This window comes from Cupriavidus sp. DL-D2, from assembly GCF_039710735.1.
Taxonomy (GTDB): Bacteria; Pseudomonadota; Gammaproteobacteria; order Burkholderiales; family Burkholderiaceae; genus Cupriavidus.
In genome coordinates, this window is the sequence record NZ_JBDKXK010000051.1 from 1 (window position 1) to 26,036 (window position 26,036).

At 64.0% G+C, this 26,036-nt stretch carries 23 protein-coding genes; 17 read left to right on the forward strand and 6 right to left on the reverse strand.

Annotated elements, in window-relative coordinates:
• The first annotated feature begins 180 nt into the window (after positions 1-180).
• Positions 181-432: a DUF4148 domain-containing protein gene (locus tag ABDB81_RS22240; RefSeq protein ID WP_202126672.1), complete on the forward strand. Its 252-nt coding sequence runs from the start codon at positions 181-183 to the stop codon at positions 430-432.
• 78 nt (positions 433-510) lie between these two features.
• On the opposite strand, the gene ABDB81_RS22245 is transcribed toward ABDB81_RS22240, so the two are convergent.
• The 3 genes from ABDB81_RS22245 to ABDB81_RS22255 all read right to left on the reverse strand — a co-directional run bounded on the left by ABDB81_RS22245 (position 511) and on the right by ABDB81_RS22255 (position 2,992).
• The gene (locus ABDB81_RS22245) at positions 511-1,428 is read right to left on the reverse strand and encodes a LysR family transcriptional regulator (protein ID WP_137928577.1); all 918 of its coding nucleotides are present in this window, start codon (positions 1,426-1,428) and stop codon (positions 511-513) included.
• Positions 1,429-1,531: 103 nt separating this feature from the next.
• Positions 1,532-1,990, reverse strand: coding sequence for a hypothetical protein (locus ABDB81_RS22250; protein WP_346813610.1), 459 nt, complete (start codon positions 1,988-1,990; stop codon positions 1,532-1,534).
• Between the two features lie 159 nt (positions 1,991-2,149).
• Positions 2,150-2,992: a class II glutamine amidotransferase gene (locus tag ABDB81_RS22255; RefSeq protein ID WP_137928575.1), complete on the reverse strand. Its 843-nt coding sequence runs from the start codon at positions 2,990-2,992 to the stop codon at positions 2,150-2,152.
• 141 nt (positions 2,993-3,133) lie between these two features.
• Between ABDB81_RS22255 and ABDB81_RS22260 the strand changes: the two genes are divergently transcribed.
• Together ABDB81_RS22260 and ABDB81_RS22265 are read left to right on the forward strand one after the other, a co-directional pair.
• A complete protein-coding gene (locus ABDB81_RS22260; protein WP_137928574.1) occupies positions 3,134-4,348 on the forward strand; it encodes a putative DNA modification/repair radical SAM protein in 1,215 nt (404 codons plus the stop codon).
• A complete protein-coding gene (locus tag ABDB81_RS22265) occupies positions 4,345-5,844 on the forward strand; it encodes a UdgX family uracil-DNA binding protein (protein WP_346813611.1) in 1,500 nt (499 codons plus the stop codon). The genes ABDB81_RS22260 and ABDB81_RS22265 overlap by 4 nt, the downstream gene beginning before the upstream one ends.
• A 248-nt stretch (positions 5,845-6,092) precedes the next feature.
• Here the strand turns inward: ABDB81_RS22265 and ABDB81_RS22270 are convergent, their stop codons facing one another.
• Positions 6,093-6,620, reverse strand: coding sequence for a BON domain-containing protein (locus ABDB81_RS22270; protein WP_346813612.1), 528 nt, complete (start codon positions 6,618-6,620; stop codon positions 6,093-6,095).
• A gap of 206 nt (positions 6,621-6,826) precedes the next feature.
• Between ABDB81_RS22270 and ABDB81_RS22275 the strand changes: the two genes are divergently transcribed.
• From ABDB81_RS22275 to ABDB81_RS22335, 13 genes are all read left to right on the forward strand, one after another.
• The gene (locus tag ABDB81_RS22275; protein WP_346813613.1) at positions 6,827-7,762 is read left to right on the forward strand and encodes a LysR family transcriptional regulator; all 936 of its coding nucleotides are present in this window, start codon (positions 6,827-6,829) and stop codon (positions 7,760-7,762) included.
• 67 nt (positions 7,763-7,829) lie between these two features.
• Positions 7,830-8,810, forward strand: a complete 981-nt coding sequence (locus ABDB81_RS22280; protein ID WP_137928610.1) for a tripartite tricarboxylate transporter substrate binding protein — start codon at positions 7,830-7,832, stop codon at positions 8,808-8,810.
• Positions 8,811-8,851: 41 nt separating this feature from the next.
• Complete coding sequence (locus ABDB81_RS22285; RefSeq protein ID WP_137928611.1) at positions 8,852-10,105, forward strand: CoA transferase; 1,254 nt, start codon at positions 8,852-8,854, stop codon at positions 10,103-10,105.
• Complete coding sequence (locus ABDB81_RS22290; protein WP_346813614.1) at positions 10,102-10,896, forward strand: enoyl-CoA hydratase/isomerase family protein; 795 nt, start codon at positions 10,102-10,104, stop codon at positions 10,894-10,896. The genes ABDB81_RS22285 and ABDB81_RS22290 overlap by 4 nt, the downstream gene beginning before the upstream one ends.
• Positions 10,897-11,141: 245 nt before the next feature.
• Positions 11,142-12,065, forward strand: coding sequence for an ornithine cyclodeaminase family protein (locus tag ABDB81_RS22295; RefSeq protein ID WP_137928615.1), 924 nt, complete (start codon positions 11,142-11,144; stop codon positions 12,063-12,065).
• Between the two features lie 97 nt (positions 12,066-12,162).
• Positions 12,163-14,532 carry a DNA polymerase II gene (locus tag ABDB81_RS22300; RefSeq protein ID WP_346813615.1) on the forward strand — a complete coding sequence of 790 codons (2,370 nt, stop codon included), beginning with the start codon at positions 12,163-12,165 and terminating at the stop codon, positions 14,530-14,532.
• Positions 14,533-14,773: 241 nt separating this feature from the next.
• Positions 14,774-16,456: an MBL fold metallo-hydrolase gene (locus ABDB81_RS22305; protein WP_346813616.1), complete on the forward strand. Its 1,683-nt coding sequence runs from the start codon at positions 14,774-14,776 to the stop codon at positions 16,454-16,456.
• Positions 16,457-16,731: 275 nt separating this feature from the next.
• Entirely contained in the window at positions 16,732-17,169 is a 438-nt protein-coding gene (locus ABDB81_RS22310) for a hypothetical protein (protein ID WP_160472440.1), read from the forward strand.
• Positions 17,170-17,408: 239 nt separating this feature from the next.
• Positions 17,409-17,564, forward strand: coding sequence for a hypothetical protein (locus tag ABDB81_RS22315; RefSeq protein ID WP_237380098.1), 156 nt, complete (start codon positions 17,409-17,411; stop codon positions 17,562-17,564).
• Between the two features lie 194 nt (positions 17,565-17,758).
• Entirely contained in the window at positions 17,759-18,994 is a 1,236-nt protein-coding gene (locus tag ABDB81_RS22320) for an AI-2E family transporter (protein WP_346813617.1), read from the forward strand.
• A 151-nt stretch (positions 18,995-19,145) separates the two neighbouring features.
• Entirely contained in the window at positions 19,146-20,204 is a 1,059-nt protein-coding gene (locus ABDB81_RS22325; RefSeq protein WP_346813618.1) for a cyclase family protein, read from the forward strand.
• Positions 20,205-20,384: 180 nt separating this feature from the next.
• Positions 20,385-21,593, forward strand: coding sequence for an ABC transporter substrate-binding protein (locus ABDB81_RS22330; protein ID WP_237380100.1), 1,209 nt, complete (start codon positions 20,385-20,387; stop codon positions 21,591-21,593).
• Positions 21,594-21,811: 218 nt separating this feature from the next.
• A complete protein-coding gene (locus tag ABDB81_RS22335) occupies positions 21,812-22,918 on the forward strand; it encodes a porin (RefSeq protein WP_346813619.1) in 1,107 nt (368 codons plus the stop codon).
• A gap of 257 nt (positions 22,919-23,175) precedes the next feature.
• On the opposite strand, the gene ABDB81_RS22340 is transcribed toward ABDB81_RS22335, so the two are convergent.
• Positions 23,176-24,531, reverse strand: a complete 1,356-nt coding sequence (locus tag ABDB81_RS22340) for a VOC family protein (RefSeq protein WP_346813620.1) — start codon at positions 24,529-24,531, stop codon at positions 23,176-23,178.
• 90 nt (positions 24,532-24,621) lie between these two features.
• Positions 24,622-25,527 carry a LysR substrate-binding domain-containing protein gene (locus ABDB81_RS22345; RefSeq protein WP_346813621.1) on the reverse strand — a complete coding sequence of 302 codons (906 nt, stop codon included), beginning with the start codon at positions 25,525-25,527 and terminating at the stop codon, positions 24,622-24,624.
• 169 nt (positions 25,528-25,696) lie between these two features.
• On the opposite strand from ABDB81_RS22345, the gene ABDB81_RS22350 reads away from it, so the two are divergent.
• Positions 25,697-25,984 carry a hypothetical protein gene (locus ABDB81_RS22350; RefSeq protein ID WP_137927925.1) on the forward strand — a complete coding sequence of 96 codons (288 nt, stop codon included), beginning with the start codon at positions 25,697-25,699 and terminating at the stop codon, positions 25,982-25,984.
• Positions 25,985-26,036 lie beyond the last annotated feature (52 nt).

The following is a 26,036-nucleotide window of genomic DNA, read 5'->3' on the forward strand; positions in this document are numbered from 1 at the left end:
AGCCGGCAAGCGACCGAGGCAACTGCCGATGGTCGCTTGCCTTCCCGTGCCGAGCATGGTCCTGTCCTTTAAAGCGCAATCCCGTTACATCGCTGGAATAAATCGACAGGCATCGGCGTCTACCTATCAAGCACATCGAAACCGACGTGCTGCGATCTCAAACCACAAATGGAATCAATCATGAAGACGAACCACACCCTGCGCAACGTTGTCGCTACCCTTGGCCTTGTCGTCGCCGGTCTTTCTGTTTGCCACGCGCACACCACGGACAGCAGTCAGGGACTGACCCGGGCACAGGTGCAAAGCGAACTGTCCGCGCTTGAAAAGCTCGGCTACGATCCGCATCGCGAAGGCAACTACCCCGCTGACCTGCAAGCCGCCGAAGCGCGCCTCGCCGAGCAGCACGCTAACAACGTAGTCGCGACGAAGTGAAGCAAGGGAAGTCTGCAAGACGCGCCGGGAGAGTGAGGACCAGTCGCTCATCCCGGCATTTTTCCATCGACTGAATTCTTACTGTGGCCATCGCCACGCCGGTTCGGACAGATGCTCGGCAAAGAAGTCTGACACTGCACGAATCTTTGCCGGCTTGCTCCGCGCAGATGGGGTGACAAAATAAAGTCCGCCCCGCGTCATGTTCCACTCCGGAAGAATCCTTTCCAGGCGTCCATTCGCCAGGTACTCTCCAGCGATGAACTCGGGCAACTCTGCAATGGCAATGCCCTCCAGCAAAATGGGAACCATCGCTTCGGAGTTTGTGACGCGAAGCGGGCCGGATGGCACCACCTCCTCTTGATATCCACTGTCGTGCGTGAACTGCCAGACCTGGGTGCGTGCCCGATACGCATAGCTGAGGCACTTTCGCACGGCCAATTCGCGGGGATGGGATGGGCGTCCATGCGTTTCAAGATAAGCTGGCGACGCCACGAGATATTGCGTCACCGAGCAGATCTTGCGGGCGACCAGCGAGGAATCTGGCAGCGAAGCGATGCGCAACGCCGCATCGAAACCCTCCGCCACAATATCCACCGTTGCGTCGGACAGGTGCAGATCCAGAGACAACTCCGGATACTTGTCCATCAGCCTGGGGAGTATCGGAACCACCCAGCGAAGACCAAAGGACATCGGAATTGCAATGCGCACGCGTCCGCGTGGGTTCTCGGACAGTTCCAGGGCTTCATGCTCTACCACTTCGGCCTGCCGATAGATTTCCGCGGCCTTGGTGGCCATCTGATGGCCGAATTCGGTCAGCGATAGCTGGCGTGAGGTCCTGTTAAGAAGCCTGCCGCCGAGGCGGTCTTCCAGCCTGCTTATCGCCCGGGACACCGTCGGCACCGACACATCCATGACTCTCGCGGCGGCGGCAAACGAGCCCTCCTCCGCGACTTTGGCAAACATCGCCAAACCTTCGAAATCGGGTAACTTGCTCATTCTGCTTGCGCACCGTGACGATGCCATGGCTGCGACGCCGCCACGCATGACGCGCGCAAGGCGCTACGCATCGTCCGGTACGTTTTACTTTTTTCTTGTGGCGTTACCTGGCGGGCGGAAGGTAGCCGCCTGTGCGGTCCAGAATATCGCTGCCTTCGTTCGCCATGGCTTCCGCGAGCTTCATGGTCGCAACCATGATCGAGGACTGCAGCATCGCCATCTGGGTTTCCATGGATGCGACCATTGCCGCCTTCTCGCGCTCATCGCGCTGTTCCGACTGCACGGCTTGCAAGTGTTCCCGCAATTCGGCGAGCTGCTTCTGCATCTGCTCGATCTGAGCCTTGATCGAATCGGCAGTTTCCGACTGTGCGGATTTCTTTTCGCCGCTCGCTCCGGCCTCCGTTCCCTTCACTTCAGGCGGTCGCTCGGTGTCTTCCACACCAGGCGCCTGACCATCGGCATCATTCGCTGCAGTCTGTGCAGTCACTGGTTCGGACTGCGGAGGAACCGACGTGTATCTCGGCGTTGAATGAATCTGCGTGATGCTGCCTATCTGGCTCATGGCGCGAAGCCTCAGTCATGGTTGTTAGCGCCGAAAGCATAACGTTGCCGATTCCCTATCGAAACACCCGCTTCAGAAAGTCAACGTTTCAGAAATGAAACGGCAAGGCGCAGCAACGGCAGACCTGCTCGACATTCCGGTTGCGCGCCCTCACGTCCTTCAGGCCAGTTCCGGCACCCGTGGCTTGAATCGTTGCCGCTCGATGGCGCCGCCGCGCGCCATGAGAATGGTGGATTCCGGGATTTCTTCCCAGACGTCCTGAACATCGATCAGCGGCTCGGACAGGACGAGGAAGGCATCGTCGCCCGCCGCGATGATGCGTGGATCGTCAGGATACAAGGCACGCAATTGCCGGAATGACGTGCTGTGGAACAACGAGCGAGAGGCGCCTTCGCTGGAGTAACGCACGGCAACGATCTGCTTGCCGTCGGTGACGCAGACAGTCATGTTCAATGGATGCTGCACGTCGCAGCGCCGCGCCACTTCCTCGATCAACCCTGCCATCTGCTCCAGCGCCCCGCGCGGATCACGTTCCAGGCCGAAGGTCAGGGCAAGGAAGAACATGACTTCGGAATCGGTCGATCCTTCAATCCAGCGAAACAGGTGAGGCGCCACCGCCAGCATCAGCTCGCGGCGCAATTGCGGGTACTCGCGGATCAGGCCGTTATGGACGAACAGCCATCGGCCGAACCGGAACGGATGGCAGTTGGTTTCCTGCGTCGGCGTGCCGGTGGCGGCCCGCACATGGGCCACGAACAGCGGCGCCCTGACTGCCCGCGCCGTCTCGCGCAGGTTCGTGTCGCTCCATGCGGGGTGCAGGCAACGATACCGGAATGGCAACTCCGAATGCCGCCCGTACCACCCCACGCCGAACCCATCGCCATTCGTAGTGGTATGTCCAAGCCGCGCATTGAGGCTCTGATCGATCAACGAATGTTCGGGCTGAAACAGCACGGCTTCCAGCGGCACGGAACGGCCCGAATAGGCCAGCCAGCGGCACATGATGCCCCTCCTCTACTGTCTTGGTAACGATATCTTCACTTCCAGAATAGCAAGCATGGCCGTTTCGTGAAGTAGGAAAACTGGAGATTGCGCTATGACGCAGGTCACGTAGAATACTGTACATCCATACAGTATTCAGTCATGGAACTGCTCAAGAAACTCGAAATCCTGGCGGATGCGGCGAAATATGACGCATCCTGCGCCAGCAGCGGCGCCCCGAAACGCGATTCGCAAGGCCGTGCCGGGCTGGGCGCCACCACGGGCGCCGGCATCTGCCACAGCTTCACGCCGGATGGCCGTTGCGTGTCGCTGCTGAAAATCCTGCTCACCAACTTTTGCCAGTACGACTGCCAGTACTGCGTGAATCGTCGATCCAGCAACGTGCCGCGTGCCCGCTTCGCGCCGCGCGAGGTGGTGGACCTGACGCTGGAGTTCTATCGTCGCAACTATATCGACGGGCTGTTCCTGAGTTCGGGCATCATCCGCAGCGCCGACTACACGATGGAGCAACTGGTACAGGTGGCGCGGACGCTGCGCGAGGAGCACCAGTTCCGGGGCTACATCCATCTGAAGACGATTCCCGACGCCGATCCACGCCTGATTCGTGAAGCCGGGCAATACGCGGACCGACTCAGCGTCAATATCGAGCTACCCACCGACGCCGGCCTGCAGCGCCTGGCGCCAGAGAAGGACGTCCATACGATCAAGCGGGCGATGGGATCGATCCGGTTGGCGCAGGAGGAAGCCGAGGTCGAGAAAACACCCGCTGCGGCGCGTGCCCCGGCGGGTCAAAGCACCCAGATGATCGTCGGCGCAGACGAGGCTGACGACCGCACGATCCTGCAGACCGCCCAGACGCTCTACGGCGCCTACAAGCTCAAGCGGGTCTACTACTCGGCGTTCAGTCCGATCCCCGACAGCCCGTCTGCCGTGCCCTCGCAGGCGCCGCCGTTGCTGCGCGAACATCGGCTGTATCAGGCCGATTTCCTGCTGCGGGGTTACGGTTTCCGGGCCGAGGAACTGTTCCAGGCCGGCGGCGACCTGCCGCTCGACATCGATCCGAAACTCGCGTGGGCGCTGGCGCATCGCGAATCCTTTCCCGTGGATCTGAACCGTGCGCCGCAGCGTTTGATCGCCCGCGTGCCCGGCATCGGCATGCGGAACGCCAGGCGCCTGGCGGAGTTGCGACGCACGCGGGCCATCCGCTATCAGGATCTGATCCGGCTGCGGTGCGCGATGGATACCGTGAAGCCGTTCGTGGTCACGCAGGACTACAAGCCCGCGCTGGCCGAGCCCACCTCCGAGCAATTGCGCCGCGCCTTGGCGCCCGCGCCACAGCAACTGTCTTTGATATGAGCGAGATCGCGCCCGCCACCATCAAGGACTACGCCAGTTGGCGCGAGTGGGCGCTGCGTGCGCTGTCGCAGGGCTTGCCGCCAGAAGCGGTGCCGTGGGATGCCGGTGGTGAAGCTTCGACTTCCACGCCGGGACAACTGTCGTTGGGTATGGGCGCCGCACCGGCCGTTGCTGCCAGCCACTCAGGCGCCGCGATTCAGGCCGTACGGATTTCCAGGGAACTCGCCGCCCTGCTCCGCGACGCCGCACAGCATCGCGCGGCCCAGCGCTGGGCGTTCCTGTATCGGGTGTTGTGGCGATGGGCACAGGGCGACCGCGCGGTGGCATCGGCCGCCGATGAGGATGGCGCGCGGCTCTACGCCATGGCCAAGGCCGTGCGGCGGGCGCAACACGACATGATTGCCTACGTGCGTTTTCAGGAGCGGCGGCCGGACATGCGAGTCGGCGCGGGCGATGACTTGCCTCAATACCTGGCGTGGTACGAGCCCGACCACGATGTGCTGGCGTACGCGGCAGGACATTTCGCGCGACGGATGGGCGAGGCCACGTGGTGGATCGGCACGCCGGACGGTGCGGCAACCTGGGATGGCCGCGAGGTCCGCTACTCGGCCGCCCCACCCGATCCGGGCGCCTTCCGCGCCGGCGCGGACCAGATCGAGCCGCTCTGGATGGCGTACTACAAGAACATCTTCAACCCGGCTCGCCTCAACGAAGCGGCCTTGCACCAGCACATGCCCGTTCGTTTCTGGAAGGGCCTGCCCGAGGCCGTGCTGATTCCCGCCATGATTGCCGACGCACGAAACGGCGCGCAGCGCGTGGGGCAGGCGGCGACGGTCGGCAGCATGCGCGGCAAGCAGGTGGCAGTGGATGCTGCACAGGCCCTGCCCGTCCGCCCGGTGCCGACTTCGCTCGACCAGTGCCGGCGTTGCGATCTCTGGCGCCACGCCACCCAGGCGGTGCCCGGGCGTGGTCCCGATACAGCGCCGATCATGGTGGTGGGCGAGCAACCCGGCGATCAGGAGGATCTCTCGGGCGAGCCGTTCGTGGGTCTGGCTGGGCAGGTGCTGGACGCGGCGCTGCGTGGTACGGGGGTGTCGCGCGACAGCCTCTATCTGACCAATGCCGTGAAGCATTTCAAATGGATGGCGCGCGGCAAGCGGCGCATGCACAAGACGCCGGGACAGCGCGAAGTAGAAGCCTGCGCGCACTGGCTCGACGAGGAACTGGCGCGCGTGCGGCCTCGGGTGATTGTCACGTTGGGCGCGACGGCGCTGGGCGCGGTGGTGCGGCAGAAGATCCGGCTCGCCGACGCCATGGCCGCCCCGATGCGGCTAGGCGATACGTGGATCGTGGCGACGTGGCATCCCTCGTATGCGCTGCGAGTAGAGGGGCTGGAGGCGCGAGCCAATGTGGAGGCTGCAATTCAGTCGGCGTTGATACAGGCACACAGGCTGGCCGAGGAAGAAACTTTTCCGGTCATTTCGGCGTCGGAGTGATTTGAGCCATCGCTGGGATCACGATGAGAAAGTCACTTTCCTGCGCGCTCGCCGCGCTTTTTCTGCTCGGCGCAATCAGCGGCTGCGCTTCCCGGACAGGCTATGACGATGGGAAATCCGGGGTGACAACCTATGGGGTCGTGGATGTCGGGGTGAGTGTGGAGCGGTGAGACGTATTCTCCCGGCTTACGGGGTGCTCCCCTCTCCCGCACGCGGGAGAGGGGAGAAAACCAGCAAGATCCCTAGACTCAAACCACCCCCACCTTCACCTCACTTCGAATCTCGCACCTTGCCAGACTCTCTCGCGCCACGCGTTCGACCTGCTCGCGCGTGGCTGCGTCGCGCACCGTTCCGTGCAGCGTGCAAACACCATCCGAAAAGTCTGCCGTCACCACGCCGGGATCGACGAGGGTGGCGAGTTGTTCGTCGAGGACTTCGCGCCGCTGCAGATCGCTGAGTGGCGCCACGGCGTCCATATCGTTGTTGTCGTATTGCCCCAGCGATGCCGGACCCGGTACCGGCCGCGTGCCAGTGACCAGCGGTTCGGGCGCAGCCGAGCCAGGCGCCACGCCGTACATGCCGTAGCGCTCCACGCCATCAGGCTCTTTACCGCCATGCGGCACATAGGGTGTATCGGGCAGATTGTCATGGCTGGCCGGTTTTACCGCGCCGGACGCCTCACTCACAGGCGCCTCCGGCAGGTTGTTGCGATCATCGCGTACGGCGCTATGGCCGCCGTAGTGGTAGTCCGTCAGCGTGGGCTTTTGCGTGGCCATCTGAAAACTCCTTTCGAGCGGTTGTCGTCATCGGGCATGGCGACGCATCGACCGTGCCACCCCGCCAGATCCTTGCGTGGCAACGGATTGCACGTCGTCAGTCGCGTTCTCAGCCGGTAAATCCTGCATTGGGGTCGTACCGGACATTCAGCGGGGAGGTGCAGGAGTAGACTCTCAGCACCTTTCAAAGGACGTGCCCGCCCCCCGTGAATACCCAGCCGCCCCGCCCTGCCCGCCTGCATTTCGACCTGACCACCGTCCAGCTATTTATCGCCGTGGCCGAACTCGGCAGCATCACGCGCGGCGCCGAGCGCTTGCACCTGGCCGCCGCAGCGGCGTCGCGGCGCGTGCTCGAACTGGAAGGCCAGCTTGGCGTGGCCTTGTTCGAGCGCCTGCCGCATGGCATGGCGTTGACCGAGGCGGGCCGTGCGCTGTTGGCGCACGCGCGCGGCATCACGCATACCGTGCAACGCATGCAGGACGATGCCGCGTCTTATGTGGGCGGCGATCTCGGTGTGGTGCGTGTGGCGGCGCCCAAGTCCGCCGTGATCCAGTTCATGCCGTTCGATATCCAGCGCTGCGCCGCCGTTTGTCCGGGCGTGCGCGTGGACCTGCAGGAGATGAACAGCCAGGAAGTCCAGCAGGCGCTACGCCGGGGCACGGTCGACATCGGCATCTATGAGGGCAGCCTTGGCATGGTGGACCTGCCGATCGAACCGTATCGCACGGATCGTCTGGTGCTGGTGGTGGCCAAGGGACATGCGCTGGCGCGCCGACGCAAGGTGACGCTCGACGATGTACTCGACTGCGACCTGATCACGCTGGGCGAGAGTTCTGCGATTTCGATCATGCTCGACCGGCTGGCCGAGGAAGCGGGTCGTGTGCCCCGGATGCGCATGCGCGTGGGCGGCTTCGACAGCATTGCCGCCCTTGTGGCGCAGAGCCTGGGCGCAGGCGTCATGCCGGAGGCTATCGCCGCCGTCATCGCGAGCGGTAGCCATTTCGTGCGCGTGCCGATTGCCGAGCCGTGGGCAGCGCGCGAATTCGTGTTGTGCCACCGTCCGCGCGACGCGCTTTCCTCCGCGGCGTTGAGCGTGCTGGCGGTGCTTGCGCAAAATGCGAAACCAGAATCCCCCAAATAACGATAGCCCGCGCTGCCCGCCGCGCCCATGATGGGATCCATAACGATTCCCATATTGGAGACACCTCATGCAGCGCAGACAGTTCATCCTCGGGGCAGCGGCTGGCCTGGCCCTCCCCTCGCTGGCCCTCCCCAGCCTGGTCCGCGCCGCCGATATCAACGGCCCGGTCCGCATCGTGGTGGGTTTTGCGCCCGGTGGCGGCACCGATGTGCTGGCACGCGTGATCGGCCAGAAGCTCGGCATGATGTGGAACACCAGCGTCCTCGTGGAGAACAAGCCGGGCGCGACGGGAGCGATTGCCGCCGCCTACGTGGCCAAGCAGCCGCCGGACGGCACCACGCTGCTGATGGCGCACGTGAACAGCCACGCCATCGGTCCGGCGCTGCTCGACGTCAAGTACGACCCCGTCAACGATTTCTCCCCGATCTCGATGGTTGGGGTTACCCCCAACATGCTGACGTGCCGGCCCGAGCAGAAGGTGCGCTCGGTGCAGGATATCGTCGCGCTCTGCAAGAAGAAGCCGGGCCAGATCTCGTTTGGCTCGTCGGGCATCGGCTCTGCCCAGCACCTGGCGCTGGAACTGTTCCGCATGCAGGCCAAGATCGACGTGGTACACGTGCCGTACAAGGGATCGGGCCCGCTGATTGCCGATCTGCTCGGTGGCCAGATCGACTATGCGTTCGACACGATGACTGCGGCCACGCCATTCATCGCGCAGGGCAAGGTCATCGCCATCGCCCAGACGCGCCTGAAACGCGCGGCCAGTCATCCCAACGTGCCGACGCTGGCGGAATCCGGGTTTCCGGGTCTGGATGCGGCGTCGTGGTACGGGCTGGTCGGTCCCAAAGGCATGTCGCCCGCGCTGGTGCAGCGCATGAACCAGGATGTGAACCGCGCGCTGGCCATGCCCGACGTGGCCGAGAAGCTCAAGAGCTTCGGCGCCGAGGATTCGGGCGGCACCAGCCAGCAGTTCGGCGCGTTCATCGCGTCGGAAGCCGCCAAATGGGGCAAGGTCGTCAAGCAGGCCGGCGTCAAGGCCGAAGTCTGACGCGCCCTCCCCCAGAACATGCATTGCCACGGAATTCAACGATGACGCCATTCAATACCTCCGCCGCCTCCACGGGTTCGACTTCCGACGCACAGGCGCGTCCTCTGCCGCTGGCCGGCGTGCGCGTGCTCGACGTGTGCCAGGTGATGGCCGGCCCCTATGCCTGCATGCTGCTGGCCGACCTGGGTGCCGACGTGATCAAGATCGAGCCCCCCGATGGCGGCGACCAGACGCGCAGCGCCATGGGTTTCAAGATGAAGGGGCCGGACAGCATGGGCTTCCTGAACATGAACCGCAACAAGCGCAGCGTCACGCTCGACCTCAAGACCGAGGCCGGCCGCGAGGTGCTGTACAAGCTCGCGGAGTCCGCCGACATCCTCGTGGAAAACTACCGTCCCGGCGTGATGAAGCGGCTCGGCATCGACTACGAGACGCTGGCCGAAATCAACCCGAAACTGGTCTATGTCAGCATCTCTGGGTTCGGCCAGTCCGGTCCGTGGGCCAAGCGTCCCGGCTTCGACCTGATGGCCCAGGCCATGTCGGGCGTGATGAGCGTGACCGGCTATCCCGGCGACGCCCCGGTGAAATGCGGCGTGCCCGTGGCGGATATCGGCTGCGCGCTGTTTGCCACCTACGGCATGCTGGCCGCGTACATCGGCGCCAAGGAAACCGGCAAGGGCCAGTACGTGGACGCATCGCTGTTCGACTCGGCCATGGCGTTCTCGATCTGGGACACCTCGGAGTACTGGGGCACGGGGCGCGAGCCTGAGCCGCTGGGTACGGCCAACCGCATGAGCGCGCCCTACCAGGCCATGAAATCCGCCGATGGCTATTTCGTGATGGGCGCCACCAACCAGAAGCTCTGGCAACTGCTGTGCAACACGCTGGATCGCGCCGATCTGCTGGCCGACGAACGATTCGCAACCGTGGCGCTGCGGCTGGCTAACCGGCTGCCGTTGATTGCCGAACTCGAACGCACCTTCACGCAGAAGACCAGCGACGAGTGGATCGAATCGCTGCTCGAAGTAGGGATTCCGGCCGGCCCGATCCTGACGTATCCACAAGCCTTCGACAGCGAGCATGGCAAGCACCGCCAGATGCGCATCGAGATCGACCATCCGATCGAAGGCAAGGTCCCGAATATCGGCTTCGCGGTGAAGATGGGCGGCACGCCGCAACAGGTACGTCGCCATCCGCCGCTGCTGGGCCAGCACACCGACGAGGTACTGACCGAACTCGGCATCGCACAGGACGAAAAAGAGGCGCTGGCCGCAGCCGGCGCGTTCGGCGCATGAGCGGCGATCAGGATACTGGCCGTGTGAGCCTGTTCGTCTCCGGGCAGGTGGCCACGCTGACCTTCGACCGCCCCGCCGCGCGCAATGCGATGACGTGGACGATGTACGAGCAACTGGGCCAACATTGCCGCGATCTGGCCGGCGACGGCGGTGCAGGCATCCGCGTGGTCGTGATGCGGGGCGCAGGCGGCGAGGCGTTCGTGGCCGGCACCGACATCGCCCAGTTCAAGGCGTTCCAGAGCGGCGACGACGGCATCGACTACGAAAAGCAGATCGACGCCGGCATCGGCCTCGTCGAATCGCTCCCCATGCCTACCGTGGCCGTGGTCGATGGCTGGTGCGTGGGCGGCGGCCTGGCCATCGCCACCGCCTGCGATTTCCGCATCGCCACCCCCAATGCCCGCTTCGGCGTGCCGATTGCCCGCACGCTCGGCAACACGCTCTCCGCGCTGAACCTCGCCAAGCTGCGCGCGGCATGGGGATTGCAGCCCGTGCGCCGCATGCTGCTGCTCGCGCAGATTCTCGATGCCGACGCAGCGATGGCCTGCGGATTCCTGGAATTCGTTCGATCCGCCGAAGACCTCGACGCCGAACTGGCTTCGCTCTGCGAGCGACTGGCGAAGCTCGCACCCGTGACGCAAGCGGTAGTCAAGGAAGCTCTGCGCCGCCAAACCGTCGAGGCCGTGGCGGATACCGACGATCTGGTGCGCCGCTGCTATGGCAGCCAAGATTTCCGGGAGGGGGTGGAGGCGTTTGTGGAGAAAAGGCCGCCGGGGTGGCGGGGTTGCTAGTCGCGAAACCTAGTCGCGAAACCATCCGCGCTCTGTTTCCATGTCTTTCCATCACACTATTGCGATAAGTTTTCTTATCGCAATAGTGTTGTCATGGATGGCAACTGCGATGCGGGGAAACGTTCTTCCCCATACCCCCAGGACATACTCCCCGACAAATAGTCATTAGACGGCGCGGCACAATCCGGAAACAATCGGCGCTTTCGTTGCGGCATGCAGCGCCATTTTTCGACCGGAAGTAGCCCATGACACTGATTACCGATGAGCAGGTCCGTCAAGTTCTGACGATGCGCGAGAGCAGCCAGGTGGTGCGCGACGCGTTTGTTGCGGCGGCGCGTGGGCAGGCGGTGACCTTGCCGCGCACCCGCACCAGTCTGGATCACCTGACGCTCAGCGTCATGGGCGGCATCGTGGCCCCCGCCGGAATGTGTGGGGCGAAGGTGTATTCGACGAACGCGGGGCAGTTCGATTTCGTCGTCGTGTTGTTCGATGGTGCAGATGGTCACTACGTGGCGACGATCCAGGGCAATGCGTTGACGGAGTTCCGCACGGCCGCCACCACACGCGTCGTGATCGAGGCGCAATTGCCGCCGAAGGGCTCCACGCTGGCGATCTTCGGCACCGGCGTCCAGGCCAGGGCGCACCTGGCCACCATGCTCGAACTCGATGTCTTCCGCCGCGTATTCATCGTGAGCCGGGGCGATGGTGCGGCGATGGCGGCTGCGTTTGCCAAGTCGCATCCAGAGGTCGAGTTCAAGACTGCGGACGCCATCACGGCGGTGCCGGAATCCGATGTCGTCATCACCTGCACGCGTAGCGCGACGCCGCTTTTCGACGGCAACCTCCTCAAGCCCGATGCGGTGGTGGCGGCCATTGGATCGAGCAAGCCGCAAACGCGGGAGATCGACGATGTCACGCTGCAACGTGCGGCGCGCATTGTCGTCGAGCACAAGGAGCAGGCGCGCAAGGAGGCCGGAGACCTCGTCATGGCCCAGCCCGGCGTGGTGGATTGGGATCGTGTCGTGGAAATTGGCGATGTGCTGACCGGCGATGCGTCGGCCATCGGTGGGGCACAGGGGATTCGGGTGTACAAGTCGGTTGGCGTGGGCCTGGTCGATGTCGCCCTGTCCGCGCTGGTTTACAAGAAGATTGCCGCCGCGAAGCCGTAAGCACGCATGGGGAGCGGTCCCTTTCTGCAGGAGTTCGGCGCCGGCCCGCATCCGGCGCTAGAATCGCGCCAGAAACAATTCCCCAAGGTTTTCCAGCGTGCCCCTTCAGCAGGGTTTCATCCTGACCCGTCACTGGCGCGACACACCGGCGGGCACCGAGGTCGAGTTCTGGCTCGCCACCGACGATGGCCCGCGCCGGCTGCGTCTGCCGCCGCAGCCTTCGACCGCGTTTATCCCCGTGGCCCAGCGTGCCGCTGCCGAAGCGCTGCTGCGCGGTGAGCGCGATGTCGAGCTGCGCGCGCTGCCGCTGCAGGATTTCCAGCATCGGCCGGTATTGGGCCTCTACTGCCAGCAGCATCGGCAACTGATCCAGATCGATCGCGCGCTGCGCGATGCCCGCGTGGATGTCTACGAGGCCGATGTGCGGCCGCCCGAGCGCTACATGATGGAGCGCTTCATCACCGCACCGGTCTGGTTCGACGGCGAGGCCGGCGCCGATGGCGTGCTGCGCGAGGCACAGATGAAGCCGGCTGTCGGTTATCGACCGCCCCTGCGACTGGCGTCGCTCGATATCGAGACCAATGCGTTTGGCGACCTCTATTCGATTGCAATCGAGGGCTGCGGCCAGCGGCAGGTCTACATGCTGGGGACGGCGCCGGAGGCAGCGGGGGAAACCGTCGATTTCGGGCTGGAGTATTGCAACACACGCCAGCAATTGCTCGAATGCCTCAACGACTGGATGGCCGCGCATGATCCCGACGCGATCATCGGCTGGAACCTCGTCCAGTTCGATCTGCGCGTGCTGCGCGAGCATGCCGCCAAGTTCCGGATTCCGCTGCGGCTGGGCCGGGGCGGCACCGAGATGGAATGGCGCGAGCACAACCAGCAGCAGCACTACTTTGCGGCAGCGCCGGGGCGGCTGATCATCGACGGCATCGAGGCGCTGCGTTCCGCCACGTGGAGCTTCCCCTCGTTCAGCCTGGAATCGGTGGCGCGCACGCTGCTGGGCGAAGGCAAGGCCATCGACAATCCGTACGATCGTATGGACGAGATCGACCGGATGTTCGCGCAGGACAAGCCTGCGCTGGCCCGCTACAACCTGCGCGATTGCGAACTGGTGACGCGCATTTTCCACGCCACGGAACTGCTGCCCTTCCTGCTGGAGCGCGCCTCGGTCACCGGCCTGCCTGCCGATCGCAATGGCGGCTCGGTGGCGGCTTTCACGCATCTGTATATGCCGCTGATGCATCGGCAGGGCTTTGTGGCGCCAAACCTCGGTGACAAGGCGCCCGAGGCCAGCCCCGGCGGTTTCGTGATGGATTCGCGCCCAGGCCTCTACGAATCCGTGCTTGTGCTCGACTACAAGAGCCTGTACCCGTCGATCATCCGCACGTTTCTGATCGACCCAGTCGGGCTGATCGAGGGGCTGGCACACCCTGACGACACCGATTCGGTGCCCGGTTTCCGGGGTGCGCGATTCTCACGGACCAAGCACTGCCTGCCGGCCATCGTCGCGCGTGTGTGGCAGGGTCGCGAAGCGGCCAAGCGCGAGGGCAACAAGCCGCTGTCGCAAGCGCTCAAGATCATCATGAACGCGTTCTACGGCGTGCTGGGGTCGAGCGGCTGCCGCTTCTTCGATCCCCGGCTGGCATCGTCGATCACGATGCGCGGCCACGAGATCATGCGGCAGACGCGTGAACTGATCGAGGCCCGCGGCTACGAGGTGATCTATGGCGACACGGACTCCACGTTCGTCTGGCTGCGCCGCGCGCGCGCCGAGGAAGACGCCGCGAGCATTGGCCGCAGCCTGGTGGCGTACGTGAACGACTGGTGGCGCGACCATCTCTGGCAGACCTATGGGCTGGAGAGCGCACTCGAACTGCAATTCGAAACGCACTACCGCCGCTTTCTGATGCCGACGATTCGCGGCACCGACCTCGGCAGCAAGAAGCGCTACGCCGGCCAGGTCATGCGCGCCGACGGCAAGGCCGAGATGGTTTTCAAGGGACTGGAAACGGTGCGCACGGACTGGTCGCCACTGGCGCAGCAGTTCCAGCAAACGCTCTACGAGAAGATCTTCAATCGCGAGCCGTACCAGGAATACGTGCGCGACACCGTGCGCCGCACGCTGGCCGGTGAACTCGATGACCAACTCGTCTATCGCAAACGCCTGCGCCGGCAACTGGGCGACTACCAGCGCAACGTCCCGCCCCATGTACGCGCCGCCCGCATCGCCGACGAATACAACGAACGCCACGGCCGGCCCCGTCAATACCAGCGCGGCGGCTGGATCAGCTACCTCATGACCCTGGCCGGTCCCGAACCACTGGAAACCCGCGCCGCGCCCATCGACTACGACCACTATGTTACGCGGCAACTGCAGCCCATCGCGGATGCGATCCTGCCGTTTCTGGATGATGATTTCGAAAGGTTGCTGAGTGGGCAGATGGTGTTGTTTGGGGCATAGACGTCTTGCCCTCGCCTGTTTGGTTTTCTCCCCTCTCCCGCTACGCGGGAGAGGGGTCGGGGGAGAGGGCATGGCGGTTCTGCTTGCCAAGCTCGCATTTTGAACTGCTGGCCCTCTCCCCCACCCCTCTCCCACTGCGCGGGAGAGGGGCGCGCATAACAGCGGGAGTCAGGTAATTCAAACTCTGCGGTATCCTTCCCCTCTCAATCAAAAAAGAATCCGCAGAGCATTCATCCCCGCCATGTCTTCCACTGCCGCCCCCACACCCCCCGCCCCCTCCAAGGCCATGCGCCACGCTGCCAGCATGCTTGTGCTGCGTGACGGGCCACAAGGCATGGAAGTGCTGCTGATGCGTCGTCCGCAACGCGACGATGATCGCAGCGCCGGTGCCTACGTGTTTCCGGGCGGTGTGCTCGATCCGCAGGATGCTGCGCTCCATCCGCTCTGTACGGGGCTCGATGACGCTGCGGCGAGTGCGCGGCTCGATGTGGCTGGCAACGGGCTCGACTACTACCTGTGCGCGGTGCGCGAGGCGTTCGAGGAAGCCAACCTGCTGTTTGCCTACGATGCCAGCGGGCAGATCGTCCGGCTCGACGATCTTGGCGAGGCGGTGCGCGGCCAGTTGCGCGAAGCGGCCAGCTATGGCGGCAAGGGCGTGGCCCATGTCTGCGAGACGCTGGGCCTGACGCTGGCCGTCGACAAGCTGGCCTATTGCGCTTACTGGCTCACGCCCCCGGGGCTGGCCAAGCGATTCGATACACGCTTCTTCATGGCAATCCTGCCGGCCGGCCAGACCGCCATCCACGATGGCGTGGAAGCGGTGGAGCATCGCTGGATGCGACCCAGTGACGCCGCCGATCCGGCCGCCAATCTCACGCTCGTCAATGCCACGCGCCGCATCCTGCAGTCGATCGCGCACTTTCCCACGGCGCAGGCGTGCTTCGACTACGCCCGGCAGCAGCGCAACATCGCACTGGTCATGCCGCGCCTGGCGCACGGTCCCAAGGGGCAGCGGCCCGTCATGCCTGAGGAGCCGAGCTACGCGGAGATCGCGCGGATCGATCCGGACGGCGCGGGCCATGGCCGCTACACACTGGAACCTGGGCTGGCCGTGCGGCTGTCCGAACGCGTCTGGCGTGTGACGGCCAACAACGGCAACGTGATGACCGGCCCCGGCACCAATACGTACTTCGTGGCCGGCGCGGACAACACGTGGGCCGTAATCGATCCGGGCCCCGACGATGCCGAGCACTTTGCCGCCGTGATGGCCGCCGCGCCTGGGCCGGTCAAGCTGATCCTGACCACGCACACGCACCTGGATCACTCACCCGGCTCCGTGCGCCTGCGCGAAGCCACTGCGGCGCCGGTCTGGGGCCGCGTGACTACGGTGGCCGATCGCCAGGACCCGACGTTCCGCCCCGACCACATGCCCGATCACGGCGACCGCATCGTGTTGAGTCCGGATACCACGCTGCGCGTGATCCATACTCCAGGGCACGCGTCGAACCACCTCTGCTTCCTGCTCGAAGAAGAAAAGACGTTGTTCACGGGCGATCACGTGATGCAAGGCTCCTCGGTTGTCATCAATCCGCCCGATGGCGACATGCGCGACTATCTGGCGTCTCTTCAGATGCTGCTGGACGAGGACATCGACTGGATCGCACCCGGCCACGGCTTCCTGATGCCGCGCCCCCACGAAGCGATCCGCCTGCTGATCCGCCATCGCCAGCAACGCGAGGCCAAGGTCATGAATGCGTTGCGCGCGCTGGCGCCGGCCAATATCGCCACGCTGCTGGCCAGCGTCTACGACGATGTGCCCGAACGCATGCACCCGGTGGCGCAGCGGTCGTTGCTGGCGCATTTGAGGAAACTGGAGGGGGATGGGGTTGCGCGGGATGTGGACGGGGTCTGGACCCTCGTCTGACCGGCGGTTTGCGCCCCTCACCCGCTGGTTTTTGCTCCCCTCTCCCGCCATGCGGGAGAGGGGTTGGGGGAGAGGGCGGGAGACTCTGCTTGCCGACCACATCGCAATTTGAACTGCCGGCCCTCTCCCCTGCCCCTCTCCCACTTCGCGGGAGAGGGGAGCAAAAACAGCGGGTCAAGGCAAGCCCCAGAAATATCTGGAAACCTTTCCCCGCTTGGTCCCCGCGCTCGCCGCTGCCTACAGTGATCTGAACAAGACCCGCTGAAGGTGCCGCCATGTCCAGACTGCTCGCCGTGTTGCTGTTGACGCTGGCCACTTATGGCGCCGCGCACGCCGTGACCAAGTGCCAGGGGGATCGCGAGACGCTCTATACCTCCGGCGCGTGCCCTTCCGGCTATCGGGATGTCACCAGTTCGATGAAGGGCAAGGTCACCACGGTGACCAAGTCGCCAAAGGTCCGCAAGGATGAACAAGACTACCTGACGCAGCGGGCGCGATTGTCGCAACAGATAGAAAACTGGGATGCACGCGAGGACGAGCTCGCCATGCGCTCCCAGACCACCTTCTGGAATCAGTGCCGGGCCCTGGAATTCCAGGCACGCGCATCGGAACGCGCCATGGAGCGCTCCGAATACTGGTCGCATGCCGACCGCTACCGTGATGCGGCCCGCGCACTCCGGGCGGAGCAGTACAGCATGGGCTGCTACTTTTGACTGATTCCGAGCAATCTGACTAGCCGAACCGCGACGAAGATCGCCACCGATCCGCTGGCGATATCGTACTTTGGGCCGATATTAGTGACATTTAGATCGGCATACAAAAACTTTCAGCGGAAATGGGGTCGGGATCACGTGCGGGGTCACATACAATCCGTTGCGTCAGTCACGGTTGGCTGATGTTTATCCGGTTCTCGCGGCTTTTGCAGTCGCAACCCCTCCTGTGAAAGAAAACCATGCTGACTCTCACTGCGACCGTTGCGTATGTGCTGGCCTGTATCGTTGCCATCGCCTTTGGTGCTCGCTGGATGTTCAAGAACGACCCCCTGCTCAATCCCAAACAGCGCCTCGACACCGCTTCTCGCCCGATTGCTGACGATCCACCTCGCTAGCGTGCGGTCATGACCATTGCATCACCCAGAACGCCGGTTCACCAGACCGGCGTTTTGCATTCCCGAAGGGATAACCAGGCATAAGCCGGAGATGCGCGCCGGAGTCCTACACGGCCCCTCGCTTCGCGCCGACATCCCGGATCTGGTCCACGCACTATGCTCAGAGCAGGTTCCCCCAGCCTGCACACCGAGCCATGTCGACTGTCCCACCGGCCGTTTCCGCCTCCCCTGCCGTACCGGCCGTGCCGCCCTCGACGGGGATCGCCATGCCTGCACCGCCGCAGGAACAGGTGGGTGCCCCCGAGTCTGCTGCGGCCGCGCCCATCACCGCGCCCGACTTCTCACCGCCTGCCTGGACGAGTTCGATGCAACGCGCCAGCGTGGCGCTGATCGTCCTCGCCACGCTGGCGTCGCTCTATGCCCTGCACGTGGCCCGGGCGTTCGTGGTGCCCGTGGTGTTTGCCATCGTACTGGCCTACCTGCTTGACCCACTGGTGGCATGGCTACAGCGGCAGCACGTGCCGCGCCTGGTGGGAGCGACGGTGGTCCTGCTCGGCCTGCTTGGGCTGATCCTGTGCAGCGCCTATCTGCTGCAGGGCCAGGTCTCGTCCATCGTGGATCGCCTGCCCGATATCGCCAGCAAGTTGTCGCGTTCGGTCGGGGAACTGATGAGCGGCGACGATTCGATGCTGCAGAAGGTGCGCCGTGCCGCCACGGTGCTGGGCGGCACCGGCCAGCCGCCGGCGCCACGTGGCGCCCGGATCATCGTCGACAGTTCCGGCGACAGCCTGAACACGGTGCTCTGGGCCGGCTCGATGGGCGTATTCGCGCTCATGGCGCAGGCGGTGGTGGTGCTGTTCCTCACATGGTTCCTGCTGCTCGGCGGCGACATGTTCAAGCGCAAGTTCATCAAGATGTCCGGCAAGACCATCAGCCGCAAGAAAATCAACGTGCACATGCTCGACGAGATCAACCGGTCGATCCAGCGGTACATGCTCTTGCTGCTGGTCACCAATGCCTCGCTCGGCATCTGCACTTATCTGTTGCTGCGGTATCTCGGCGTCGAGAACGCCGGCACGTGGTCGCTGGTGGCCGCCGCACTGCACCTCGTGCCCTACTTCGGCTCGCTGCTGACCTCGGTGTGCCTCGGTGTGGCCGCCTTCATGCAGTTCGGCACCCTGCCGATGGTGGGCGCTACAGCGGGCGGCTCGCTGCTGATCGCCACGCTGATCGGCAACGGCATGACCACCTGGATGACCGGGCGCATGGCGCGCATGAATGCCGTGGCCGTGTTCGTCTCGCTACTGCTGTTCACGTGGCTATGGGGCACCTGGGGCATGCTGCTGGCCATTCCGCTGGCGGTCATCGCCAAGGTCGTGGCCGATCACGTGGAAGGACTCGAAGTCCTGGCCGAGTTTCTGGGCGAGTAAGTTCCACACGCCGATCAGGAGCACCCTTTCGTATTGCCAGGCAAAACTCTGGTGCGGCGCAGAATGACCGCCGCTGCGCAATCGCCTATAAACGGCCTCGGCGCCACTCGCTGGCGACACAACAAGTAAAACATCCGAGGAGACCTGAAGCATGCGCTGGAAGCAACGTCCGGAAGGTTCCAACTGGGGCGATTTTGGTCCCGACGACCAGCTAGGCCGCGTCAACCTGATCGGCCCCGAACAGGTGGTCAAGGGTGCGCGCGAGATCCAGGCGGGCATCAGCTTCTGCCTGTCGATGCCGCTCGACTACCCAGGCGGCAACAAGCTCAACCCCCGCCGCCATCCGCCACAGCTACGCCCCACCTTTCGCGACGATATCCCCTATCTGAACTTCCCGCTGGCCAAGGTCAATCCGGCCGCCACCGACGTCATCAGCGATGACCAGGTGCTGCTCTGCCTGCAGTACTCGACGCAGTGGGATTCGCTCGCGCACGTGGGCGCCCTGTTCGATGCCGATGGCGATGGCCGGCCCGAGCGGGTCTACTACAACGGTTTCCGCGCCAACGACGACATCGTGGGGCCAGCGGACTATGCCGAGGACGACCACTTCGAAGCGCACGACTGCGGCCACGGCCACGCCAGTCACGCCGACGCGCTCGGCATCGAGAACTTCGCCGTCAAGGGTATGCAGGGCCGGGGCGTGCTGGTAGACCTGGCCGATGTCTTCGGCACCGAATTCCGCAACGTCGGCTACGACGACCTCATGCGCGCCATGGAAACCCATCGTGTGGAAGTGGAGCGCGGGGACATGCTTCTGCTGCGCACCGGCTTTGCCGAGGTGGTGCTGTCGATGCAGCGCAATCCCGACGAGGAAGTGCTTCACCACAGTTGCTGCGCGCTGAATGGCCGCGACGACCGGCTGCTGAACTGGATCACCGATTCCGGCATCGCTGCACTGATCGCCGATAACTACGCCGTGGAGCGCTATCCTGCGCTGCCGCCGCCCGACGATGCAAAGGCGCATCCGCTGCTGCCCTTGCATCATCACTGCCTGTTCAAGCTCGGACTACCACTGGGCGAACTCTGGCACCTCCGCGAACTGGCCGACTGGCTGCGCGCGAACCATCGCACACGTTTCATGCTGACTGCGCCGCCGCTCCGGCTGCCCGGGGCTGTGGGGTCGCCGGTTACGCCGGTGGCGACGGTTTGATTTTGCTGCCCGTCGTTGCTTTGCTCCCCTCTCCCACAACATGGGAGAGGGGTTGGGGGAGAGGGCCAGTGCTTCAAGTTCTAATCCGCATCTCGGAGAGGAAAGGCTTGCCCTCTCCCCCGCCCCTCTCCCGCTCGCGGGAGAGGGGAGAAAACCAAAAAACATTCCAGGAGGAGACCCATGCAACCCATCAAGACCATCATTGCCGCCGCACTCGCCGCGACATCGCTCGCCTCTCATGCCGCCGTCTCCGATGACGTCGTCAAGATCGGCCTGCTGCTCGACATGAGCGGCCTCTATGCCGATGTCACCGGACGCGGCAGCGCCACCGCGGCGCAGATGGCAATCGACGACTTCGGGGGCAAGGTGCTGGGCAAGAAGGTGGAGCTGGTGGTCGTCGACCATCAGAACAAGGCCGACATCGCCGCCAACAAGGCACGCGAATGGTTCGACACCGACAAGGTCGACGCGATTCTCGACGTGGCCGCCTCCGCCCCGGCGCTTGCCGTGCTCGACGTAGCCAAGCAGAAGAACAAGATCGTGGTGTTCTCTGGCCCTGGCACCGAGCGGATCACCAACGACCTCTGCACACCGGTCTCCGTCCACTACGCCTACGACACCTACGCACTGGCCAACACCACGGCGCGCGCGATGGTACAGCGCGGGGGCAAGACCTGGTTTTTCCTGACCGCCGACTACGCGTTCGGCCACACGCTCCAGGCATCGGCGACGAGCGTCGTCAATGAGTCCGGCGGACAGGTGCTCGGCGCCGCGCGTCATCCGCTGAACACCAGCGACTTCGCGTCGTATCTGCTCCAGGCACAAGCCAGCAAGGCGCAGGTCGTGGGGCTGGCCAACGCTGGTGGCGACACCGTCAACGCCATCAAGGCCGCATCCGAATTCGGATTGACCCGCAGCGGCACGCAGAAAATGGCCGGACTGCTGCTCTATATCAACGACATCCACGCCATCGGCCTCAAGACCGCCCAGGGGCTGGTGCTGACCGAAGCGTTCTACTGGGACATGAACGACGCCACGCGCACGTGGTCGCGCAAGTACTTCGACCGCGTCAAGAAGATGCCGAACATGAGTCAGGCCGGCGTCTATTCGTCAGTCACGCACTACCTGAAGTCCGTGCAAGCGGCGGGTGGCGACGAAACCGCGTCTGTCATGAAGCAGATGAAGTCGCTGCCGATCAACGACTTCTTCGCAAAGAACGGCCGCATCCGCGAGGACGGCCGCATGATCCACGACATGTACCTCTTCGAGGTCAAGAAGCCCGAGGAATCGAAGTATCCGTGGGATTACTACAAGTTGCTGGCCACAGTGTCCGGGGACCAGGCGTTCATGCCGGTGGCGAAGTCGCAGTGTCCGCTGTTGAAGAAGTAGCAGTCGTGCCGACCGCCGGCGACTGAATCGCCGGATAAAACGAGACTCCGGTCAACGTGCAGTTGGCCGGAGCTTTTTATTGTCCACACCCCAAAACAATCTGTCAGACGATCCGCTCTTCTTTGCTTCGACACCAATCGTTACATTTCAGTCGCCGCACCGCGCCTGAGCCGAATGGGGACGCGCGTGCGCGTGTCTCTAGAAAAGGATAACGAAGCATGAAGACCCGTATTGCCTGCCTGGCCGCCCTGGCCGTATTGCCTGCCCTGCCTGCCGTGGCGCAGGCGCAATCGAACATCACGCTCTACGGCGTGGTAGATGCCGGCGTGGAGTTCCTGACTCACGCTCCGAACAGCGCCACGGGTGGCAGCAACAACCTGGTCCGGATGTCGGCCGGCAATATGTCGACCTCGCGCTGGGGCCTGCGCGGCTCTGAAGATCTTGGCCGTGGCCTGAAGGCGGTCTTCACGCTGGAAAGCGGTTTCGATCTCGATACTGGCAGCCTGAACCAGGGTGGCCGCCTGTTCGGGCGCCAGGCATTCGTCGGCCTGCAGAACCAGTACGGCACCGTGTCGCTGGGTCGCCATCAGACCGTGCTGTATGACTTCTCGCTGGCCTATGACCCGATGGCCATCGCCACGCGGTACTCGGTGCTGATGCACGACAAGTGGATGTCCGGCCGCGCCGACAACTCGCTGAAATTCACGGGCCAGACGGGTGCGTTCTACTACGGCCTGCTCTACAGCACGGGCTACGACAGCAGCGCTGGCGGCGAAGTGCCGGGCGACTACAAGGCTGGCCGCAACTGGTCGGCGGCAGGTGGCTACGATTCGGGTCCGGTGTCGGCCCGCGTGGTGTATGACGAAGTGCGCGGCAGCACCATGGCCACCGATGACAATCGCGAACGTCGCGCCAGCGTGGGTGCGAGCTACAACTTCGGACGTGGTCGCGCGTTTGCCGGCTATCGCTGGTACTACGGCGACTTCGCCAGCAGTTCGCTGCGCACAAACCTGTACTGGGTAGGCGCCACGTACCAGGTGACCCCGGCCATCTCCGTGACCGGCGCCGCGTACTACACCGATGTACGCAACAGCAGCGGCGATCCGTACAGCTTCGTGCTGTCGAGCACATACGCACTGTCCAAGCGCACCGACCTGTACGCGATTGCGGCGTACGCGCAGAATCGCAATGGCTCGTCGATGGGCTTGTCGGGCTTTGGCCCGTCGCTGAACGGCAGTGCTACCACGCTGACTGCGACCAGTGCGCAGGTTGGTACGGGCCAGAACCAGTTCGGCGGGATTGTCGGCGTGCGTCACCGGTTCTGATCGCCCAGCAAGAACAAGCTCCACGACGAAGACTTTCCCTTCGTCTTTTCATGGACCCGTCCGGGTGAAGACCTGGCGGGTCTTTTTCTTTGGTTTTTTTCTTGCTGGTGGTGTTCTCCCCTCTCCCGCGACGCGGGAGAGGGGTTGGGGGAGAGGGCAAGCATTTCGTCTGCGATAGCCGCTGTTAGAACTTGAAGCGCCGGCCCTCTCCCCCGCCCCTCTCCCGGAGGGAGAGGGGAGAAAACAAGGTGGAAGGATCAAGCCACGCCCAACACCTTCAACGCCACCCTCAACGACGCTTCCTGCTCTGCCGCATACAACGCCAGCTCGTCACTGACGCTCGCTCCCAGCGCCTGCTCGAATGCTGCGCGGTTGGGCGATGCCTGCAGATCGTCGCGACGCTCGTCGCCGAGGTTCGACTGGAAGATGCCGGCTGCGCTGACAGGCAGGAAATCTTCGTACGTGATCGGCTCGGCCACGAGTGCGCCGGAGGCGATCAGCGCTTCCTCATCGCTGCCGTCCGCCGCCACATTGCCCACGGCGTAGCGGTAGTAGGCCAACCCTTGCTGGCGCAGCCCTTCGTGCGTATCGGGGAATGCTTCGAATACTTGCGACAGCGTCTTGCGGTACGCGTCCGCATTCGAACCGTCGCCAGCCGGCGAAATAGTCTTGCGGACTTCGGCCAGCAGTTGGTCGTACAGTTGGCGACCCTTCGGCGTGAGCGCTACGCCGCGTTGTTCGATCTCACCGAAGCGGGCCGTGTGCGTGCCGGCTTCTCCGCCGTCGGTAAAGGTCACCGGTTCGCTCAGCGCAAGAAAACTCGTCTGGCGCAGCAAGATCGGGCAGCGGCGGGTAGGCGGACCTTCGACCACAGCCTTGGGCTGGATGCCACGCGAAGGCATCTGCGCCTGCACCATGTCGATGTCGAGCGTGCGGGGCGTCAGGTGATTGATGTGCGGGCCGGGAAAGCAGACGATATCCGCGATCAGCGGATGCGTCTTGCGCAGCTTCCAGTAAAGCTCGGACGTCACGGTGGACTTACCGTGCCAGCGGAACGTTTCCAGTGCCTCGGTCACGAAGCGCGCGGCATCGTCCTCGCTCAAACCGCCCTGTGCTTCGGCACGCTCGATCATCGCCAGGCATCCCGGCGTGAAGATCGAGCGCGTGGCCAGCACCGCAGCGGCGGCATCGCGCAACGCGACATCGTCGATCAGATCCAGACGCAGCAGCGACGTGAACACGCGGAACGGATTCTCGGCCAGACCGGCGGTATCGAGCGGACGGAACGCCGTGGAATGCACCGGCACGCCGGCTACGGAGAGATCGTAGTACCCCACCGGGAACATGCCCATCACCCCGAACAGGCGACGGATGGTGGCGAGTTCTTCGGGCGTGCCCACGCGGATTGCGCCGTGGCGCTCCACCTCGATACGCGATTCCTGGCCGGCCGCGCCGGCTGCAGCGGCGCCGATGCTGGCCAGCACGTCGGCGTTGGTGTCGGCAACGAGCGCCATCAACGTGCCGTACTGCGGCACCTCGGCGCGATACATATCGGACATGGCACGCGAGAACTGCGCGCGGATCTGGCTGGGGGACGAGAAAGTGGCTGTCATGATCTTGAAGGGAAATTGCGCCGCCAAGTGTCAGACAGCCGCGCCTTCCCCGCAAGCGACATTTCTACGACACTTGATGCTTTTCCCGCATCAACTCGCATCCGCACCACATTGCCGCAGCAGCCAGTCGGCGAACAACTGGGCCTTGTCATCACCGGGCTTCCCTTCCCGATAGGACACAAAGTACGCACCGCCATCCTGCGCCTCACGTGCACCCTGGAATGGCAGCGCCACCAACTGCCCACTTTCCATTTCGGAATGAACCATCATGCCGGGCAGCACCGCCACGCCTAGCCCGCAGATCGCCGCGCCGGTCACCATCGTGAACAGGTCATAGCGGGGGCCAAGCCGGGCCTTGCGGCGGATGTCCTCGTCATCCGCGCTGAACCAGTCAGGCCAGGCATCGGGCCGGCTGGCCAGATGCAGCAGCGGCTGGCGGAGCAGATCGTCCCGCTCGCGCAGCCTTGCCTGTTCGAGCAACAAAGGACTGCAGACCGGGATCGAGGGCCCCTCGTCCAGCAGCCGCGCGTGGGGATGCCCCTCCCAGGGCCGGTCGCCAAAGTAGATCGCGGCATCGAACAGCGATTCGGCGAAATGGAATGGTTCGGGCCGGGCGTGGATATTGACGACGATGCGCGGATGCTCGGCACGGAAGCTGGCCAGCCGGGGAATCAGCCATTGCGTGGCGAAGGTGGGCACCACCGCCAGCTCGATCACGTCCATGCCCCCAGCCCTTGAAGCCAGATCCTTGGTGGCGCGCTCGATCGCCTTGAGTTCCTCGCGGATCTCCCGGACGTAGCGGTCGCCATCGGCTGTCAGCACCACTCGCTGGCGCACGCGCTCGAAAAAACGCACACCAAGCCGGGCTTCCAGCGCCTGGATCTGCCGGGAAATCGCGCTCTCGGTCACGTTCAGTTCGGCCGCCGCACGCGTGAAGCTGCCGAGCCGGGCGGCGCACTCGAGCATCTGGAGTGCAATCAGACTGGGAAGACGCATGGAACAAGGTTGGGGCGTGCGGCAACCCACAGTGGGATGCCGCAAAGGCTGCCATTGTGGCACCGGCGTCCCACCGCTGTCTTATCGAGCCCTTGAAAATTCCGAATCACTGTATATATTTACAGGTACTGTATGAATGAACAGTAATCGGAGATTTCGGAGTCTACAGATGGAACATCTGATCCGTGTGCAGAACGAATATGACCGCCAGATCCTGGTCTGGCTGCGCGGGCGCATCGGCGATGCCGCCCTCGCCTCTGCGGCCCGTCGCGCTGCCGGAGATGGCAGGAAGCCCTATCTTTCCACGATCTGCCGGATGCTGAACATCCGGCCACCTGCACGGCGTGTCTTTCTGGAGGAAGCCCGGAAGACCCATCGGGCCGTCGGGGATCGGTATCTGGCCCAGATTCGCCAGATCCTGGGTACACCCGAACCCGCGCAGACATCACTTTTTTGAGAACGATTTCTCTTTAGATGAAACCATGGGAATCCAATAATTATTGGATTCC

Excerpts from the sequence above, each read along its gene's own strand:
- ABDB81_RS22280 (WP_137928610.1), top strand. The coding sequence starts at position 7,830 with ATGCAGCGCAGACAGTTCATCCTCGGGGCAGCGGCTGGCCTGGCCCTC.
- ABDB81_RS22315 (WP_237380098.1), top strand. The coding sequence starts at position 17,409 with ATGCTGACTCTCACTGCGACCGTTGCGTATGTGCTGGCCTGTATCGTT.
- ABDB81_RS22265 (WP_346813611.1), top strand. The coding sequence starts at position 4,345 with ATGAGCGAGATCGCGCCCGCCACCATCAAGGACTACGCCAGTTGGCGC.
- ABDB81_RS22350 (WP_137927925.1), top strand. The coding sequence starts at position 25,697 with ATGGAACATCTGATCCGTGTGCAGAACGAATATGACCGCCAGATCCTG.
- ABDB81_RS22245 (WP_137928577.1), bottom strand. The coding sequence starts at position 1,428 with ATGAGCAAGTTACCCGATTTCGAAGGTTTGGCGATGTTTGCCAAAGTC.
- ABDB81_RS22330 (WP_237380100.1), top strand. The coding sequence starts at position 20,385 with ATGCAACCCATCAAGACCATCATTGCCGCCGCACTCGCCGCGACATCG.
- ABDB81_RS22320 (WP_346813617.1), top strand. The coding sequence starts at position 17,759 with ATGTCGACTGTCCCACCGGCCGTTTCCGCCTCCCCTGCCGTACCGGCC.
- ABDB81_RS22295 (WP_137928615.1), top strand. The coding sequence starts at position 11,142 with ATGACACTGATTACCGATGAGCAGGTCCGTCAAGTTCTGACGATGCGC.
- ABDB81_RS22270 (WP_346813612.1), bottom strand. The coding sequence starts at position 6,620 with ATGGCCACGCAAAAGCCCACGCTGACGGACTACCACTACGGCGGCCAT.
- ABDB81_RS22255 (WP_137928575.1), bottom strand. The coding sequence starts at position 2,992 with ATGTGCCGCTGGCTGGCCTATTCGGGCCGTTCCGTGCCGCTGGAAGCC.
- ABDB81_RS22250 (WP_346813610.1), bottom strand. The coding sequence starts at position 1,990 with ATGAGCCAGATAGGCAGCATCACGCAGATTCATTCAACGCCGAGATAC.
- ABDB81_RS22325 (WP_346813618.1), top strand. The coding sequence starts at position 19,146 with ATGCGCTGGAAGCAACGTCCGGAAGGTTCCAACTGGGGCGATTTTGGT.
- ABDB81_RS22340 (WP_346813620.1), bottom strand. The coding sequence starts at position 24,531 with ATGACAGCCACTTTCTCGTCCCCCAGCCAGATCCGCGCGCAGTTCTCG.
- ABDB81_RS22305 (WP_346813616.1), top strand. The coding sequence starts at position 14,774 with ATGTCTTCCACTGCCGCCCCCACACCCCCCGCCCCCTCCAAGGCCATG.
- ABDB81_RS22345 (WP_346813621.1), bottom strand. The coding sequence starts at position 25,527 with ATGCGTCTTCCCAGTCTGATTGCACTCCAGATGCTCGAGTGCGCCGCC.
- ABDB81_RS22260 (WP_137928574.1), top strand. The coding sequence starts at position 3,134 with ATGGAACTGCTCAAGAAACTCGAAATCCTGGCGGATGCGGCGAAATAT.
- ABDB81_RS22240 (WP_202126672.1), top strand. The coding sequence starts at position 181 with ATGAAGACGAACCACACCCTGCGCAACGTTGTCGCTACCCTTGGCCTT.
- ABDB81_RS22335 (WP_346813619.1), top strand. The coding sequence starts at position 21,812 with ATGAAGACCCGTATTGCCTGCCTGGCCGCCCTGGCCGTATTGCCTGCC.
- ABDB81_RS22310 (WP_160472440.1), top strand. The coding sequence starts at position 16,732 with ATGTCCAGACTGCTCGCCGTGTTGCTGTTGACGCTGGCCACTTATGGC.
- ABDB81_RS22285 (WP_137928611.1), top strand. The coding sequence starts at position 8,852 with ATGACGCCATTCAATACCTCCGCCGCCTCCACGGGTTCGACTTCCGAC.
- ABDB81_RS22290 (WP_346813614.1), top strand. The coding sequence starts at position 10,102 with ATGAGCGGCGATCAGGATACTGGCCGTGTGAGCCTGTTCGTCTCCGGG.